Annotated in this window: 13 protein-coding genes and 1 pseudogene; 4 read left to right on the top strand and 10 right to left on the bottom strand. The window is 70.2% G+C overall.

The window, feature by feature from the left end:
- Nucleotides 1–17: 17 nt before the first annotated feature.
- Entirely contained in the window at nucleotides 18–830 is an 813-nt protein-coding gene (locus RB628_RS10875) for an Fpg/Nei family DNA glycosylase (RefSeq protein ID WP_318320128.1), read from the bottom strand.
- Between the two features lie 386 nt (nucleotides 831–1,216).
- A complete protein-coding gene (locus tag RB628_RS10880) occupies nucleotides 1,217–1,702 on the bottom strand; it encodes a ribose-5-phosphate isomerase (RefSeq protein WP_318320129.1) in 486 nt (161 codons plus the stop codon).
- A 66-nt stretch (nucleotides 1,703–1,768) separates the two neighbouring features.
- Between RB628_RS10880 and RB628_RS10885 the strand changes: the two are divergent.
- Nucleotides 1,769–2,146: pseudogene (locus RB628_RS10885) on the top strand (amino acid transporter); the annotation flags it as partial.
- Nucleotides 2,147–2,165: 19 nt separating this feature from the next.
- Here RB628_RS10885 and RB628_RS10890 read toward each other — a convergent pair.
- Complete coding sequence (locus RB628_RS10890) at nucleotides 2,166–4,175, bottom strand: protein kinase domain-containing protein (RefSeq protein WP_412180632.1); 2,010 nt, start codon at nucleotides 4,173–4,175, stop codon at nucleotides 2,166–2,168.
- Nucleotides 4,176–4,405: 230 nt separating this feature from the next.
- On the opposite strand from RB628_RS10890, the gene RB628_RS10895 reads away from it, so the two are divergent.
- Nucleotides 4,406–5,128: a hypothetical protein gene (locus tag RB628_RS10895; RefSeq protein ID WP_318320131.1), complete on the top strand. Its 723-nt coding sequence runs from the start codon at nucleotides 4,406–4,408 to the stop codon at nucleotides 5,126–5,128.
- Between the two features lie 99 nt (nucleotides 5,129–5,227).
- Here RB628_RS10895 and RB628_RS10900 read toward each other — a convergent pair whose 3' ends face one another.
- The 3 genes from RB628_RS10900 to RB628_RS10910 all read right to left on the bottom strand — a co-directional run bounded on the left by RB628_RS10900 (nucleotide 5,228) and on the right by RB628_RS10910 (nucleotide 7,287).
- Nucleotides 5,228–5,803 carry a biotin transporter BioY gene (locus tag RB628_RS10900; protein ID WP_318320132.1) on the bottom strand — a complete coding sequence of 192 codons (576 nt, stop codon included), beginning with the start codon at nucleotides 5,801–5,803 and terminating at the stop codon, nucleotides 5,228–5,230.
- A gap of 542 nt (nucleotides 5,804–6,345) precedes the next feature.
- A complete protein-coding gene (locus RB628_RS10905) occupies nucleotides 6,346–6,561 on the bottom strand; it encodes a hypothetical protein (RefSeq protein WP_318320133.1) in 216 nt (71 codons plus the stop codon).
- A 69-nt stretch (nucleotides 6,562–6,630) separates the two neighbouring features.
- The gene (locus tag RB628_RS10910) at nucleotides 6,631–7,287 is read right to left on the bottom strand and encodes a DsbA family protein (protein ID WP_318320134.1); all 657 of its coding nucleotides are present in this window, start codon (nucleotides 7,285–7,287) and stop codon (nucleotides 6,631–6,633) included.
- Nucleotides 7,288–7,424: 137 nt separating this feature from the next.
- Between RB628_RS10910 and pepN the strand changes: the two genes are divergently transcribed.
- Nucleotides 7,425–10,016 carry an aminopeptidase N gene (gene pepN / locus RB628_RS10915; RefSeq protein ID WP_318320135.1) on the top strand — a complete coding sequence of 864 codons (2,592 nt, stop codon included), beginning with the start codon at nucleotides 7,425–7,427 and terminating at the stop codon, nucleotides 10,014–10,016.
- A 242-nt stretch (nucleotides 10,017–10,258) separates the two neighbouring features.
- A complete protein-coding gene (locus RB628_RS10920; RefSeq protein ID WP_318320136.1) occupies nucleotides 10,259–11,329 on the top strand; it encodes a hypothetical protein in 1,071 nt (356 codons plus the stop codon).
- A 92-nt stretch (nucleotides 11,330–11,421) separates the two neighbouring features.
- On the opposite strand, the gene RB628_RS42570 is transcribed toward RB628_RS10920, so the two are convergent.
- From RB628_RS42570 to RB628_RS10940, 4 genes are all read right to left on the bottom strand, one after another.
- Nucleotides 11,422–12,141, bottom strand: coding sequence for an ATP-binding protein (locus RB628_RS42570; RefSeq protein ID WP_412180633.1), 720 nt, complete (start codon nucleotides 12,139–12,141; stop codon nucleotides 11,422–11,424).
- The gene (locus RB628_RS10930; RefSeq protein WP_318320138.1) at nucleotides 12,138–12,794 is read right to left on the bottom strand and encodes a hypothetical protein; all 657 of its coding nucleotides are present in this window, start codon (nucleotides 12,792–12,794) and stop codon (nucleotides 12,138–12,140) included. Before RB628_RS10930 ends, RB628_RS42570 begins: the two co-directional genes overlap by 4 nt.
- Nucleotides 12,795–12,935: 141 nt before the next feature.
- On the bottom strand, nucleotides 12,936–14,708 hold the full coding sequence (locus tag RB628_RS10935; RefSeq protein ID WP_318320139.1) for a TIGR03767 family metallophosphoesterase: 1,773 nt from the start codon (nucleotides 14,706–14,708) through the stop codon (nucleotides 12,936–12,938).
- Between the two features lie 239 nt (nucleotides 14,709–14,947).
- The gene (locus RB628_RS10940) at nucleotides 14,948–15,412 is read right to left on the bottom strand and encodes an NUDIX hydrolase (RefSeq protein WP_318320140.1); all 465 of its coding nucleotides are present in this window, start codon (nucleotides 15,410–15,412) and stop codon (nucleotides 14,948–14,950) included.
- Nucleotides 15,413–15,523: the final 111 nt, after the last annotated feature.

Below are 15,523 nucleotides of genomic sequence, written 5' to 3' on the forward strand. Positions count from 1 at the left end.
CCTGTCCGGCCCGTAGGTCACCTGCGTTGGCAGGTGGGGCACCAGAAGAGGTTGCGGGCGGCGAGACCGGCGGTGCGGATCTGGCCGCCGCAGAGGTGGCAGGGCAGATCGGCCCTGCGGTAGACGTAGACCTCGCCGCCGTGGTCGTCGACGCGCGGCGGGCGGCCCATCGCCTCCGGTGTGTGTTCCGGGCGGACGGTGTCGATGCGGTTGTTGCGTACGCCCTCGCGCATGAGGGCGACCAGGTCGCTCCAGAGCGCGTCCCACTCGGTGAGGGTGATGTCCTTGCCGGGGCGGTACGGGTCGATGCCGTGCCGGAAAAGGACCTCGGCGCGGTAGACGTTGCCCACGCCCGCGATGACCTTCTGGTCCATGAGGAGGGCGGCGATGGTCGTACGGCTACGGCTGATCCGGGTGCGGTAGGCCGTGTCGGAGGCGGCGTCCGGGCGGAGGGGGTCCGGGCCGAGACGGTCGTGTATCGCCTGCTTCTCGGTGTCGGTGATGAGGGCGCAGGTGGTGGGGCCCCGGAGGTCCACGTACGAGGTGCTGTTCGCGAGGCGGAGGCGGACCGTGTCCGTGGGGGGCGGGGCGGGGGCGTCGCCGAAGTTGACCTTGCCGAAGAGGCCGAGGTGGATGTGGATCCAGTCGGCTTCCCGGAAACCGAGGAAGAGGTGTTTGCCGTGGGCGTCGGTGGTGGTGAGGGCGGTGCCGTCGATCAGGGCGGCTGAGTCGGTGAACTTGCCCTGGGGGCTGGTTACGCGGACGGGCTTGCCTGCGAAGTGGGCGGCGTAGTCCTGGGCCAGCCGGTGGATCGTGTGCCCTTCCGGCACGGTGCCGCTTCCTTTCGTGGTTTTCTGCCCGCCCGCCCAGCGCTCGTCTCGGTCCGTCGAGAGGCCGCCCTCGCCCAGGGGCTCCGCCCCGAACCCCGCCCGGGACTCCGTCCCCTGGAACCCTGCCGGGGCTGCGCCCCAGGACCTCTCTCGGCCTGAACGGCCTCGTCCTCAAACGCCGGACGGGCTGAATGTGCCCGGGCCGGCGCCTGAGCCGCACTGCCTGTGCTGGAGTGACGGCGGGGGCCGGCGGGTGGGCTGAAGAAGCAGTGCGGGCGGGCGAGAACCCTGAGCGACACGGCCCCGGAATCCCGGGCCGGCCGGGATCGCCCCGGTGGGCTGGAGAAGCAGTGCGACGGTGGGCGCGTGGGTGGGAGAGAGGTTTGCTATCCCTGCGGGTGATGCGCCGGGATCTCCGGAAGGTCGCCTGTCGTCTCGTACGCCGCGAGCATGTCGATGCGGCGGATGTGGCGGGCGTCCTCCGAGAACGGCGTCGCCAGGAACGTTTCCACGAACTTCGTCGCCTCGTCCTGCGTGTGCATGCGCGCGCCCACCGCGACCACGTTGGCGTTGTTGTGCTGGCGGCCCAGCGACGCGGTCTCCTCGCTCCAGGCCAGCGCCGCGCGCACGCCCTTCACCTTGTTCGCCGCGATCTGCTCACCGTTGCCGGAGCCGCCGATCACGATGCCGAGGGCGTCCGGGTCGGCCGCCGTGCGCTCTGCGGCGCGGAGACAGAAGGGCGGGTAGTCGTCGAGGGCGTCGTAGATGTGGGGACCGCAGTCCACGGGGTCGTGGCCGGCCTCCTTGAGCCACTCGACGAGGTGGTTCTTGAGTTCGAAGCCCGCATGGTCGGAGCCGAGATACACGCGCATGGGACGAGTGTGACATGCCCGTTTCGTGAAGGCAGCCCCGGGTGCTGATCACGAAAACCGGCGCCCAACGGGGCCGTCGCCCTCCGCACCGGCGTACTGCTCGTCTGGCTGGTCATCTGCTTCTCGCAGCCGCGCGTGCGGAAGATCATCGGGCGCGAGTCCCCGGAGAAGCCCGTCGTGCGGATGTGGCTGTACTCCTGTCTGGAACCGGGGACCGCCGCCCTCATCGTGTTCGTCCTGGGCTGCGTGCTCACCGACACCGAGCACGACGGGCGCGAGACCGTGCTGCTCTCGCTGCTGGTCGCGGCCGTCGTGCTCGCCATCGCCGTCGTCCGGCAGAAGACCGGACGCGGAGGCGTTGTCGTGCCCGACGGTCCGGCTTCGGACGCCGTCGATGACGGCGACGTCGCCAAGGTCGGACAGTTCAGCGGTAGCAGTAGGTAAGTGGATGGTTCGGAGTCGTTCACAGCACCGTGAACGACTCCTTCACCCGTTCGTAGGTCTGCACCGCCTGCTCCTCGATCTCCTGGTGGTACCAGGTGCTGATCTGGTACGACTTCCCCTCCACGTCGAAGCCGAGCAGCCGCGCGTGCCAGTGGATGCCGTCCAGGGTGAAGGTGTACTCCCAGACGACCGCCGGGTGGCCCTGGTACGTCGTCTCCGCGAGGGTGATCTTCGTGTAGTCCTGGCCCTGGCGGGCGTTGCGCTCCGATTCCTCCCAGGTCTCCAGCAGGTCGCCGCGGGCGAGGGAGGACTTGGCGAGGAGTTCCTGCCTGCCGTCGGGGGACGTGTAGTGCACCTCGGCGCCCGTCTTCACGTCCCGGCGCCAGCCCCTGGGCGTCACCCACGCGTATCCGCCCGCCTCCTCGTGCGCGCCCGGCGGCAGACTGCGCGGGCGGGAGGTGCCCTCGACAGTGGGTTCCGGCGTCGGGGTCGGCGGAGGGGCCGAGAGCGAGTCCGATGCCGATACCGATACCGGGAGCGATGACAACGGGGTCGCCGTGTTCTTGCCGTCCGGCGATCCCGCCGTCGACGCGAAAACTGCCCCGACCACGGCACCCACGGTGACCACACCCGCGGCCACCATGCCCATACGACGCCTGCTCCGACGCCGGTCACCGCCTCGCGCGGGGGCGGAGGGGCCCGCGGGGCCCGGCAGTTCGCCGGGGGGCACGACCGGTGGCGCGGTCTGCGTGGCCGCCGGGAGGGAGGCCGCCCCTTGCCCGGGACCATGTTGGGACGTCAGGTGCTGCGGGTGCTGTTCCGCCGGCCGCCGCTCCGTCAGCGCCTGCGCCTGGGCCTGGGCCGTTGTCCGGACCAGGGAGACTTCGGCCCTGCGCGTTCCGCCGGGGCCCGCCGCCGGTGCGGAACTCCGTGTGGGTATAGCCGAACCGGCCTCGGACCGTATCTCGGAGGGGACTTCGGTGGAGGCGTTCGATGCCCCTGCGCAAGAAGCAGGCAGGGAAGGGGTTCCCAGTACCGGGGTGGCGGCCGTACACACGACGGGGACCTCGTCCGTCGGCGGCCTGGGCTCGGGCTCCTGCTGGTCCTCCCGCGGTTCCTGCGCTTCCTGCGGCTCCTCCGGTGACTGCTCCTGTGGCAGTCGTGCGGCCCGTACGAGTGACGCCTCCAGATACGCGGGCGTCGATGTGTCCTGCGGTGCCCGTACGGGAGTTGGGGGTGCCGAGTCCGGCCGCACGCCCGGTGTCTCCGGCGCCGGCGCCGCAAACGCCACCGGCCGCAGTGCCCGCTCCACGTCCTCCAGTGCGGGCCTGGCCGACGGTTCCTTCTCCAGGAGGGCGGCCAGGATGTCATGCAACGGGCCTGCGTCAGCGGGGAGTTCGGGGTCCTCGTACAGGACCGCGTGCAGTGTCGCCAGGGTCGTTTCGCGGGAGAACGGGGAGCGGCCGCCCAGCGCCGCGCAGAGGGTCGCGCCGAGGGACCACACGTCGGACGGCGGGCCCTGGTGCTGGCCCGACACCCGCTCCGGTGCCATGTAGTCGGGGGAGCCCACGAGCATCCCGACCATCGTGAGGGCCTTGGCGTCCTGGATGGCGGCGATACCGAAGTCGGTGAGGACGACCCGTTCATCGCGCCGTTCCACCAGGACGTTGCCCGGTTTGATGTCACGGTGCAGGACGCCACCCGCGTGCACCTGACGCAGTGCGGAGATCAGGCCGAGGCCGAGGCGAGCCGTGTCACCCGGGCCCAACGGGCCGTCCTCCGCCAGCAGTTGTTCGAGGGAACGGCCGGCGACCAACTCCATGACGATCCACAGGCGTTCACCCTCGTCCACGACGTCGTACACGCGAACGACGTTGGGGTGGTCGATCCGGGCCGTCGCCCTGGCCTCGCGGAGCGTGCGTTCGCGGCGCGTACGGGTGTCCTCCACGTCGAGGCCGTCGATACGCATTTCCTTGACGGCCACCGGCCGGTCGAGCATTTCGTCGACGGCCCGCCACACCCGCCCCATTCCCCCCTGTCCGATACTTTCGACCAGCCGATATCGGCCCGTCACCACCAGACCTGGAGCTCCGCCGCCCATATTCCCCGGCAATCCCCTGCACCCCCTCAACGCACGCCCCACCAGAACCACAATGGTCACACTTCGTGCCGTACCAGCATAGTGGGGAGAAATCTTGTGGTACCTCTTCATGGACTGCGAATTCAGGCGCAGTCCAGGGGGATTCAAGGGGGACGAACATGAGTTCTGGTCGCACGACGGTCATGGCGGGATCGCTGCTCACGGCATCTTTCTCGGCCGTGATGATCCTTTCCTTCACCGCCAGCGCGGATGGCCAGGGACCCGGAAGCAGCAAGGGGGGAAAAGCCGTTGCCAAAGCGCCGGCAGGCGTCAAGTTGACCACGGAACTCCCCGAGAGCATCTCGGTCGACAACAGTTCGAAGGAAACAGCACTTACCGCCACGGTAAAGAACGACGGGAGTAAGGAAAGCGGCGATATCCGACTCCTGGTCGTCGGATTCGACGGCATGACGGTCAAGAATGTTCAGGGCTGCTCGGAGATCGCCGAAGGAGATCTCCCGGACGGTTCGAACAGTGGTTTCAACTGTGCCGTCGGCAGTCTCGCGGCCGGCAAGTCGAAGTCGTACGACGTCGACGCGACGTTCGACCTGGGAAAGACCGGCAAGATCTGTTTGCCCGTCCAGACCGCCGACGGCTCGAAGACGTTCTGGCAGCAGGGCCCGGTCCCGTTCGGTACGACGAACCCGTCACCGAACGCCCCGGCCACCCCTCTGCTGCTCGGCACCGACAACAAGCCGGTGGCACCCGGCGGCGACAAGCTGCCGAGGACCGGCCCGGTGCGCGACCTGCTCCCGCTCGGCGCCGCCGGCGCGGCACTGCTGACCGCCGGGGCGGCGGGCATGTGGTGGTCGCAGCGGCGGCCCCGGCAGCCGCAGGTCTGAGTCGGGAAGGTCAGGAAGGGAACGGAACGGAACGGGAAACGCAGGAGTCCCGGGAGGCCGTGTGCGGCGTCCCGGGACTCCTCGACGTGCGGGCGGAGCTCAGCGGTTGAGGAACTTCCAGGCCGTCGGCAGTACGCCCATCGCCAGGGCCGCCTTCAGGGCGTCGCCGAGCAGGAACGGGGTGAGGCCGGCGGCGATCGCCGCGCTCGCACTCATGCCGGCGGCCAGCGCGAGGTACGGGACGCCGATCGCGTAGATGATCGCCCCGCCGAGCAGCATCGTGCCCGCCATGCGCAGCACGGAGCGGTCGGCGCCGCGGCGGGCCAGCGCGCCCACGGCGGCGGAAGCGAGCACCATGCCGAGGATGTAGCCGAAGGACACCGACGTGCCCGAGCCGCCCTCCGCGAACCACGGCACGCCCGCCAGCCCGGCCAGGGCGTAGACGACGAGGGCTGCGAGGCCCCTCCCGGCACCGAGCGCGGTGCCGACGAGGAGCGCGGCGAACGTCTGCCCGGTCACCGGCACCGGCGAGCCGGGCACGGGGACGGCGATCTGGGCGGCGACCCCGGTGAGCCCGGCACCGCCGAGCACGAGCGCGGCGTCCCGGACGCGGGAGGCGGGGAGCAGGTCGGCGAGGACCTGGCCGGTGCGGGCGGGGGCGACGGCGGTTGCCATGGGGACTCCGCGGGGATGTGAGCGGCAAGGGACTTCGTGACGCTATCCCAGCGCCCGCCGGCCGATCACCGTCAGCGCCCGACAAAGCGGGGAACAGCGGCTTGGTGGACTCCGGACAAAAGGTGGGGGCTACACCCAGCATGGCGTGACGCCGGTCACTGAGGTGAGGTGGTGCGAGCTACTCAGGTGCGGAGGACGCGCTCTGTAGGGTTCCACCAATCCGGCAATGGGCTTGGACATGGCCTGGGCACGGCCTGGGCACGGCCTGGATGTGGCCTGGGCACGGCCTGGATGTGGCCTGGACACGGTCCGGACACGGCCCGGCCGTCCGCCCGTCCGCCCGGCCGGCCGCCGTCTCGCGGCCCGTACGTCCGCCGTCTCGCGGTCCGCGCCGGGGCACGGACCGGTGGTGCGCAGCACGATCCGTCGGCCGGCCGGACTGTGAAACGTCCTGCCTCGTGATCGTCTTCTCACCGAACACGTCGGCAGGCGGAATGACGGGCGGCCCCCACGAGGACGTGACTCGCGGGGGCCGCCCCGCATCATGCCGGGTTGTCCACGACGGTGAGGTGATACGTCGTGTCGACCCAGAATCCGTTCCGTTCGCTGCCCTCGATCTCCCGGACGTACTGGCCCGGCGCCAGCGGGGTGATGCCGCCCCAGATCCCCCAGGCGAGGCGCCGTCTCAGCGTGACCCGGAACGCAGGGGGACACGAACTCCCGCAGGGGCAGCGGGCTGCGCGTACGGGGTCGGACACCGCGCAGGCCTCCGAGAGAGGAACTCTCGGAGGCCTGCGCGGTGAAGGTCGGGTGACGTGGGGTGAGGCTCAGAGGTTGCTGAAGTCCGGGCCCGCCGTGCGGCTGCGCTTGATCTCGTAGAAGCCGGGGACCGAGGCGACCAGCAGGGTGCCGTCCCACAGTCTGGCGGCCTCCTCGCCCTTGGGGGCCGGGGTGACGACCGGGCCGAAGAAGGCGATCTGCTCGCCGTCGGCGCCGGGGACCGCGATCACCGGTGTGCCGACGTCCTGGCCGACCTTGCTGATGCCCTCCTTGTGGGAGGCGCGCAGCTCGGCGTCGAACTCGAAGTCCTTCTGCTCGGCGTAGTCGATCAGGTCGGCGGGCAGGCCGACGTCCGCCAGGGCGCCGGCTATCGCCTCGACCGTCGGGCCCTCGCCGCTGTTGTGGATGCGCGTCCCCAGGGCCGTGTAGAGAGGGCCGAGGACGTCGGCGCCGTGCTTCTGCCAGGCCGCCGTCACCACGCGTACCGGCTGCCATGCCTTCACCGCGAGCATCTCGCGGTACTCCTCGGGCAGCTCGTCGATCTTGTCCTCGTTGAGGACCGCCAGGCTCATGATGTGCCAGCGGACCTCGATCTCACGGACCTTCTCCACCTCCAGGACCCACCGGGAGGTCATCCAGGCCCAGGGACAGAGCGGATCGAACCAGAAGTCGACGGGGGTCTTGGTCGGGCTCGTCTCGGACATGGGTCTCCTAGAGAAAGGGGCGCTTTGCACAGCCAACGCATCCCCGCCACCGTCGCATTCCCGGGTGCCCGGGGTCGATGGTGCGTGGCAGGATCGGTGCTGGTCGGCCGTACTGATGACAATCGAGGGAGTGCTCCGTGCCCGGTGAGAACCTGTCCCGCGACGAGGCCCGGGAGCGGGCCGCCCTGCTTTCCGTCGACGGGTACGAGGTGTTCCTCGACGTCCGGTCCGCCGTGGGCGACGCGGGTGGCGCTGGTGGCGGGGGCGGGGTCCGGACCTTCCGGTCCGTGACCACCGTCCGGTTCCGGTGTGCCGAGCCCGGTGCCGCCAGTTTCGCGGACCTTGTCGCGCCCGGTGTGACGGCCGTCTCCCTCAACGGACGGGATCTCGACCCGGTAGCTGTCTTCGACGGCACGCGCATCCTGCTTGAGGATCTCGCCGCCGACAACGAGCTGGTCGTCGACGCCCAGTGCGCCTACTCCCGTACCGGCGAGGGCCTGCACCGCTTCGTCGACCCCGAGGACGGCGAGGTGTACCTGTACACGCAGTACGAGCCCGCCGACTCCCGCCGCGTCTTCGCCAACTTCGAGCAGCCCGACCTGAAGGCCCCCTTCCGGTTCGAGGTGCGGGCGCCGGAGGGATGGGTCGCGTGGAGCAACGGGCTCGGGGAGCTCAGCGACGGTGTGTGGCGGTTCGCCGAGACCAAGCCCATCTCCACGTACATCACCACCATCCTCGCGGGGCCCTATCACTACGTCACCGATTCGTACTCCCGTACGTTCGCCGACGGTACGACCCTCGACATCCCCCTCGGCGCCATGTGCCGCAAGGGTCTCGCCCCCCACTTCGACTCCGACGACGTCTTCCTCGTCACCAAGCAGGGGCTGGACTTCTTCCACGACCACTTCGACTACCCGTACCCCTTCGGGAAGTACGACCAGGCCTTCGTGCCCGAGTACAACCTCGGCGCGATGGAGAACCCGGGGCTCGTCACCTTCCGCGAGGAGTTCATCTTCCGGGGGAAGGTGACGCAGGCGGCGTACGAGCGGCGGGCGAACGTCGTCCTGCACGAGATGGCCCACATGTGGTTCGGCGACCTCGTCACCATGGAGTGGTGGGACGACCTGTGGCTCAAGGAGTCCTTCGCCGACTTCATGGGCGCCTTCTCGCTCGTCGAGGCGACCCGTTTCACCAACGGCTGGGTCACCTTCGCCAACAACCGCAAGGCCTGGGCCTACCGCGCCGACCAACTCCCCTCCACCCACCCCATCACGGCCGACATCCGTGACCTGGAGGACGCCAAACTCAACTTCGACGGCATCACCTACGCGAAGGGCGCCTCCGTACTCAAGCAGCTCGTCGCCTACGTCGGACGGGACGCGTTCCTCGAAGGCGCACGGCGGTACTTCAAGCGGCACGCGTACGGCAACACGCGCCTCGGTGATCTGCTGTCCGTGCTGGAGGAGACCAGCGGGCGGGACCTCGCCTCCTGGTCGCGCGCGTGGCTTCAGACCGCCGGGGTCAACTCCCTCACTCCTCAGGTGCTGTTGAGCGCCGACGGACGGATCACCGAGCTGGCCGTGCTCCAGGAGGCCGCCGAGTCGCACCCCGAGCTGCGGCCCCACCGGGTGGCCGTCGGCCTCTACCGGCGTTCCCCGGACGGTGCGTTGGAGCGGTACGCGCGTGCCGAGGTCGACGTCGCGGGGCCCCGCACCATCGTCGGTGAGCTGGTCGGGAGCGAGGCCCCCGAGCTCGTTCTCGTCAACGACGACGACCTGACGTACTGCAAGATCCGGTTCGACGAAGGCTCGTTGGACGCGCTGCGGGCGCACCTCGGCGACATCACCGACCCGCTCGCCCGCGCCCTGTGCTGGTCCGCGCTGTGGAACCTCACACGGGACGCGCTGATGCCGGCCCGGGACTTCATCGACCTGGTGCTGCGGTTCGCGGGGCGCGAGTCGGACATCGGTGTGCTCCAGATGCTGCACGCGTGGGCCAACTCCGCGCTCACCCACTACGCGGCCCCCGACTGGCGTGCGGTCGGTGAACGTCTGCTCGCCGAGGGCGCGTTGAAGGAGCTCCGGCTCGCCGAACCCGGCAGCCAGCACCAGCTCACGTGGGCCCGCTTCCTCGCGGCCGTGGCGTCCAGCGAGGCGGATCTCCAGCTGCTCCAGGGGCTGTTGGAGGGCACGGCGAAGATCGACGGCCTGGACGTCGACCAGGAGCTGCGGTGGGTGTTCCTGGAACCGCTCACCTCGCACGGCGTCGCCGACGAGAAGACGCTCGCCGCGGAACTCGCCCGCGACGACACGGCGTCCGGCAAGCGCCACCAGGTCCGCTGCCTCGCCGCCCGCCCCTCGGCCGCCGTGAAGGCGCAGGCGTGGGCCCAGGTCGTCGAGTCGGACGCGCTGTCCAACGCCCTCGTCGAAGCCACCATCGCGGGCTTCGTCCAGGGCACCCAGCGGGAGCTTCTCGCGCCGTACGCGGAGAGGTACTTCGCGGTGATCGAGCGGACGTGGGCCGACCGGTCGATCCAGATCGGGATGGACGTCGTACGGGGCCTGTTCCCGTCCCTCCAGGACTCGCCGGAGACGCTGGCGGCGACCGACGCGTGGCTGGCGGCCCACGCGGAGGCGGCGCCGGCCCTGCGGCGCCTGGTTCTTGAGTCACGGGACGACCTTGCACGGGCGCTTCGGGCGCAGGCCTGCGACGAGGTGGCTGGGCGGTGAAGGGGCACTCCGCCGGGTGACTTCCGGGGTGGACGGGTGGGGGCGGCGGACGTCTTGCCCCACCCCTCCTTGCCGCTCCCACCCCACCGTTACCGAACCCGGGCACTCGACGCCGTAACCCCCGGATGGACCAGCGCCTTTCGGCATTCGAACGCTTGCACTTTAGGGCGAGCTTGTCCTGAATTGTCGACGGCCGTGTAACAGCGGTTAGGGGACGGATCAGACACGGGAAAGCCGGAGTCATGACCCACAACACCCCGCTCTCCCCGAGCCCCCGCCCCCTCCGCCACCTGTCCCACGTACAGCGCCGGGTACTGACCGCCGCGCAACTGCGGGCGCACGGCGTCCCAGCCGCCGAGGCGAGCGAGCAGTGCCGGTCCGGAGGGCCCTGGCAGCAGATCCTGCCGGGCGTGTTCCTGCTGCACCCGGGCCCGCCCACCAGCGAGGAGCGGCTGCACGCGGTCCTGCTGTACGCGGCGAAGGAGCGGACGGCGACGGGAGTCCCGGCGCAGCCCGACTCCGAGGAGCCATACCGGGAGCGAGGCCGTCCGGTCTACGCCGAGGCCATGATCACCGGCCTCGCCGCGCTCGCCCTGCACGGCTTCTCGTCCGCGCCGGCGCTGCTGTCCCTCGACGCCTTCGACGTCCTGGTCCCCCGGCTGCGCCGACTCCGCTCGACGGGCTGCGTCCGCATCCTCCGCACCTCGGCCCTGCCCACGCCCGAGCTGATCGAGGGGCTCCCGGTCGCCCCGGTCCCGCGCGCCCTCGCCGACGCGGTGGCCGGACTCACGGACGCGACCGCCGTACGCCGGCTGCTGACCGACGCGGTGCGCGGGGGACACTGCGAACCGGCATCAGTGGTACGGGAGTTGAACCAGGCCCGGCTGCTGAGCCGGCCGCATGTCGTGGACGCCGTCGACTCCCTCCTCGCCGAGGGCCGGGCGATCGCGGAGGACCGGCTGTACCGGATGGTGCGCGAGTACGGCCTCCCGGACCCGGTGTGGAACGTGGACCTGCGGCTGCCCGGCGGACCCTGCCTCGGCGGCCTCGACGCCTACTGGCCCGACCAGGCGGTGGCGGTGGAGCTCGACACCCGCGCCCCGCGCCCGGGTCACCGGCAGGAGGACGACGCGCTCTGGTCGGAGTACGCCCGTAAGCGCGAGCATCTGGAGCGGCTGGGCATCACGGTCGTCCACATCACGCCGCGCAAGCTGCGCGAGGCGATCGACCAGCAGGCAACTGTCGTACGCACGGCTCTGATGGCGTCGGGGGACCGCGAGCCGGCGGCGTATGTCGTGGTGCTGCCCCGGTAGGGAGGGACCGGGGCAGCACCAGGAGGGGAGAGGAGGGGCCACCGGGCGACCGGGGGCCCCTCCTCGTGTTTCCCGAGGGTGGTTGGGCGTTCTCAGCCTTTGGGCGAGTTGAGCCGGGCGCGCACGGTTATGCCGACGCTCGCACGAAGGAACCAGTCCAGGGACTCGGCGAGTTGCCGCACGACGACCAGTCCACGCCCACGCTCACTGAGATCCCTCGGCCTGGCCTCGGGGAACGCGAGCACAGGGTCGGACACCTCGATGCTGAGCGCCCCGTCGTCCAACTCCACGATGCGCAAGCGGAGTTCGTGGCCGGGGATCCTGGCGTGCACCGTCGCGTTGGCGACGAGCTCTGATGTGACGAGAACAAAGTAACCGCCACCAGGATCTGAGCGACCAACGGCCGCCGCGCCGACGCGAAACCCTGGCGCGGCGCCGCTCCCACTCTCCCCGGATGTCGAAAATCGCCTTCTCCAGCAGGGCGTCCTCCCACTCCGGGGCCCAGTCGACGGCCATTTCACCCAGGACGTCTTCGAGGTCCGCGTCAGCGACCCAGAAGTCGTCCGTGCGCAGGTCCTCCAGCGCCCACAGACTCGGATCGTCGTTGATGTAGAAGGCCCAGAAGTCGTCGACCTCGACGGCGAGCAGAACGTACGCCGATCAATCCGACCCGCCCGTTCACGGGCCACTCCGACCGGTTCACAGTACCGACTCTCCTGGAACGGCTTCCTCGCCCAGGGGGACAAGCCGTCCACGGAGTCACCGTTCTTCACGTACCCCAGCACAGGCGGCCTGGCGTCGCCCTGCCTCATGTGGCCGGGCCGGCTACGGGCTCGGTGCCAGGGCCGGTCAGCTTGTACGGCTCGCCCAGGGGATGCGAACCGGGGCCCTTCCCTGCCATCGCGCGAATGGTGACACGCTCGCCCGGGAACAGGGCAAAGAGGGATACCTGAGAAATGAGTGACTTCCGGACCGGGTCGCGCGTGGGGTCGGTTTCTGATTCAGCTTCTGATGAGGTGTTCTCGATGTCCAGGTGGTCGGCCTCGCCGTCCACGAGGAACTCGTAGAAGCGCAGCAGTTCATACCCGTCGTCGGACTCGGGCCGACCGGTGAACAGGGCTGTCTCCGACTCGCCGAACGGCACCAGAGACCTGCCGTTCAGGATGCCTGTGAGTTCCCGGGTGTTGGTCGGCTCGATCCCCATGACGCCCCCGGACAGGTGGTCTGCTGCCGCCCAGGACCCGTCGTCCAGTCGGGTCGAGAAGTAGAGCTCCTCGGCGAAGTGGCCGTCCTTGCGCCGGTGAAAGAGCAGGACGAAGCCGAGGTCGTCGCGCGTACAGGTGTCGGCGACGGTGACCTCGGTCCCGCTGTCGAGGCGGGTGGGCATGGCGTACACCCCGCCGGCGCCCTGCGTGTCCCTGGCCGTCAGAGCCGCACGGGCGAGTTCTGCCAGATTCCTGAGCATCGTGGTCCTTGCGCGAATGCGGTTTCTTGATGGGCTCGGCGGGCCACCCCAGGTATGCGCCGCGTACTCATTGTTGTGATCATGATAGGCGACCGTGAACTACGGGCAGGCCTTGCAGATGGAGGAGACCGCGGTTGGTCATCAGCCCTTCCGCAGCACCAGCTCCACGTTCCGGTCCCCCGCGTCCCCCGACAGGTCCATCCGCGCCTCCGGCGCGTTGAACGACAGCTCCCGGTACAGGGCCGCCAGTCCTGTCTGGGAGAGGTCGGTGTAATCCGTCCGGTGCGGGGCCGCCGATTCCACCATCGTCGTGAACAGCGAGAGCGTGCCGTCCCTGTTGTCCACCAGCTCGATGACGCGGGCCAGTTGGGGGAAGTCGATGTGTGACGCCGTCGAGATCTCCCAGAACGAGCGGCCGTCCGGCGCCGGGTGCGGGGTGACGACGTTGCGGTGGATGTGGCCGTTCACCCACGCCAGGACGTTGCTGTGGCCGCCGAGGAGGGCCACGACGTCGTCGCCGTCGTGGCGGCGCTCGTCCGGGCGGGCCGGGTCCCGGTGGGTGTTGGTCATCGACTCGCTGGTGTGGTGGCTGAAGACGACGGCGTACGAGCCTGATTTCGCGTGCTCCCGCAACGTCCGGTCCAGCCAGCGCAGTTGGGCCGAGCCGATCGAGCCCTGGTAGTGGCCGCCCGGGTCGGTGGTGTCGATGCTGACGCCGATGACGTCGTCCGAGATACGGAAGGTGTAGTACTGGGTTCCCGAGTCCAGGTTCACGGACGAGTAGCCGTGGCCCACCGGACCCACGCCCGCGTACGCCGGGTCCAGGTGCGCCTTCAGATAGTCGGCCCTGGTGAACGGGGCCCTGTTCTCGTCCGGAGTGACCGGGCGCAGGTCGCGGGTGTGGGCCTGGACCAGCTCCCGGAACCGGATGCCCCTCGGGTCCTCGGAGCTTCTGATCTCGTCCTGGAGCGCCTTGCTGCGCGCCGCCGGCAGATCCATCAGCTTCCGCCCGCCGACCGCGAAGTCGGTGAGGAAGGGGTCGCTGTGCGAGGCGTAGCAGCCGAGGGGCAGGGAGTCGTGGTTGCCGACCGTCGAGTACCAGGGCAGGTTCAGGCCGGGGCTGCGCACCTCCCGTATCGCCGCCGCCAGGAAGCCCTCGATGTGCGGGAAGCCGTGCTGCTTGTCGGAGTCGCGGGCGACGGAGTCGGGCTGCCAGTAGAGCGGGAGGCCGCTGTTCTGGACGCCCTCGTAGTGGCGCGGGTCACCGGTGTTCGGCGTCATACGGCCGCCGCTCATCACCTTCATGAACCACTCCAGCTCGGAGCGCGCGTTGTTGTCCGTGTTGTCGCCGGTGGTCATCACGAAGTGGAGCGGGGAGCCGGTGACCGGCGCTCCGCGCAGGGCGTTGATCCGCTCGACCAGTGAGACCGCGCCCTGCACCGAGAGTGCCTCGTGCGGGCGCCAGGCGCGCCGGTCGGCCGAGCGCATGTACTCCAGGCGCAGCGGGTGCTGGACGTCGGTCAGGTGCAGGTCCGTGAACTGGACGAAGGCCGCCATCGTGGTCCGGCGGGCGGCACGGGCCGGGTTCGGCGACGCCAGTTCCGTACGCACCACCCGCCCCCAGGCCCGGCCTTCGCCGAGGCGCCGGTAGCCGGTTGAGCCGAGGGGCGCGGAGACCGTGCTGAGCGTGGTGCCCCGGGTGAAGGGCGCGAGCACGCCCGGCGCCGCCGGGTGGGCCGCTGCCACCGGAGCCTCGGCCGCCTCCGCTGCCGGGGTTGCCGTGGCTGCCTGGCTGTCACTGGGCCGCAGCGCGTAGCCGACGCCCGCCGAGACGGACACCGCCCCGGCCGCGGCGAGTACCGTACGTCGATTGAGCCCCGGCGTGGAGCCGGCGACAGAGCGTGTGCGCGACATGGCACGGTCTCCCCGAGTGCGAACGCGTCGGAAGTGGTCACGGGGCGATCGCAGTCGCGAACGTCCCGCTCACTCTGGATGCTTGGCACCGGGGATGACCCGCGCGTGAACGAGGCAGCAACGCGCGACGCCGATCACCGTACGTGGATCTTGGGCCACCCCGCGCGTTCACGACCGCACGGCGAACGGCCCGGAGCCGGTCACTCCGCGTTCATTTTCCGGGGTACTCGACGCGGTTCTCAGCCCTGCGTTCCGGTCTTCGCCACCCTCCCCGTGACCGGTCGCTCCAGCCACAGTTCCAGCCCGACGTCCACCAGCCCCACCTTCGTCAGCCCCGACATCGCGCCGAGGTCGTGCCAGGCGGCCAGGTCCGTGGAGCCGTTCGTCTCGGGGCGCAGTTCGCCGCCGGTGATCAGGCCCTCGTACACCAGCCGTAGGCCCTGGTGGTCCTCCTGGCGCCGCCGGCGGTGGGTGAAGGTGCGCCGGGAGGAGTCGATGCCCAGCAGGCCCGTCACGTCGATGCGGTAGCCCGTCTCCTCCATGAGTTCGCGGCGGACCGTGTCGTACGGGTCCTCCCCGTGTTCCATGCCGCCGCCCGGCAGTACCCACTCGTGGCCGCCCGCGCCGTCGGGGCTGCGGGCGAGCAGGATCTGTCCGTTGCGGACGACGACGGCGTACGCCGCGACCCTCAGCGTCCTGCGCATACAAGGACGTTAGCGTGCGGGGTGGGAATGTTCAGGTGGATCGTCCACGGACGGCGTCGGGTGCAACGCAGGACACCGAGTACGAAGCGCCGCGATTCGGACTCCATCCAG

The organism is Streptomyces sp. ADMS (assembly GCF_033441795.1).
In the GTDB taxonomy this organism is placed as follows: domain Bacteria; phylum Actinomycetota; class Actinomycetes; order Streptomycetales; family Streptomycetaceae; genus Streptomyces.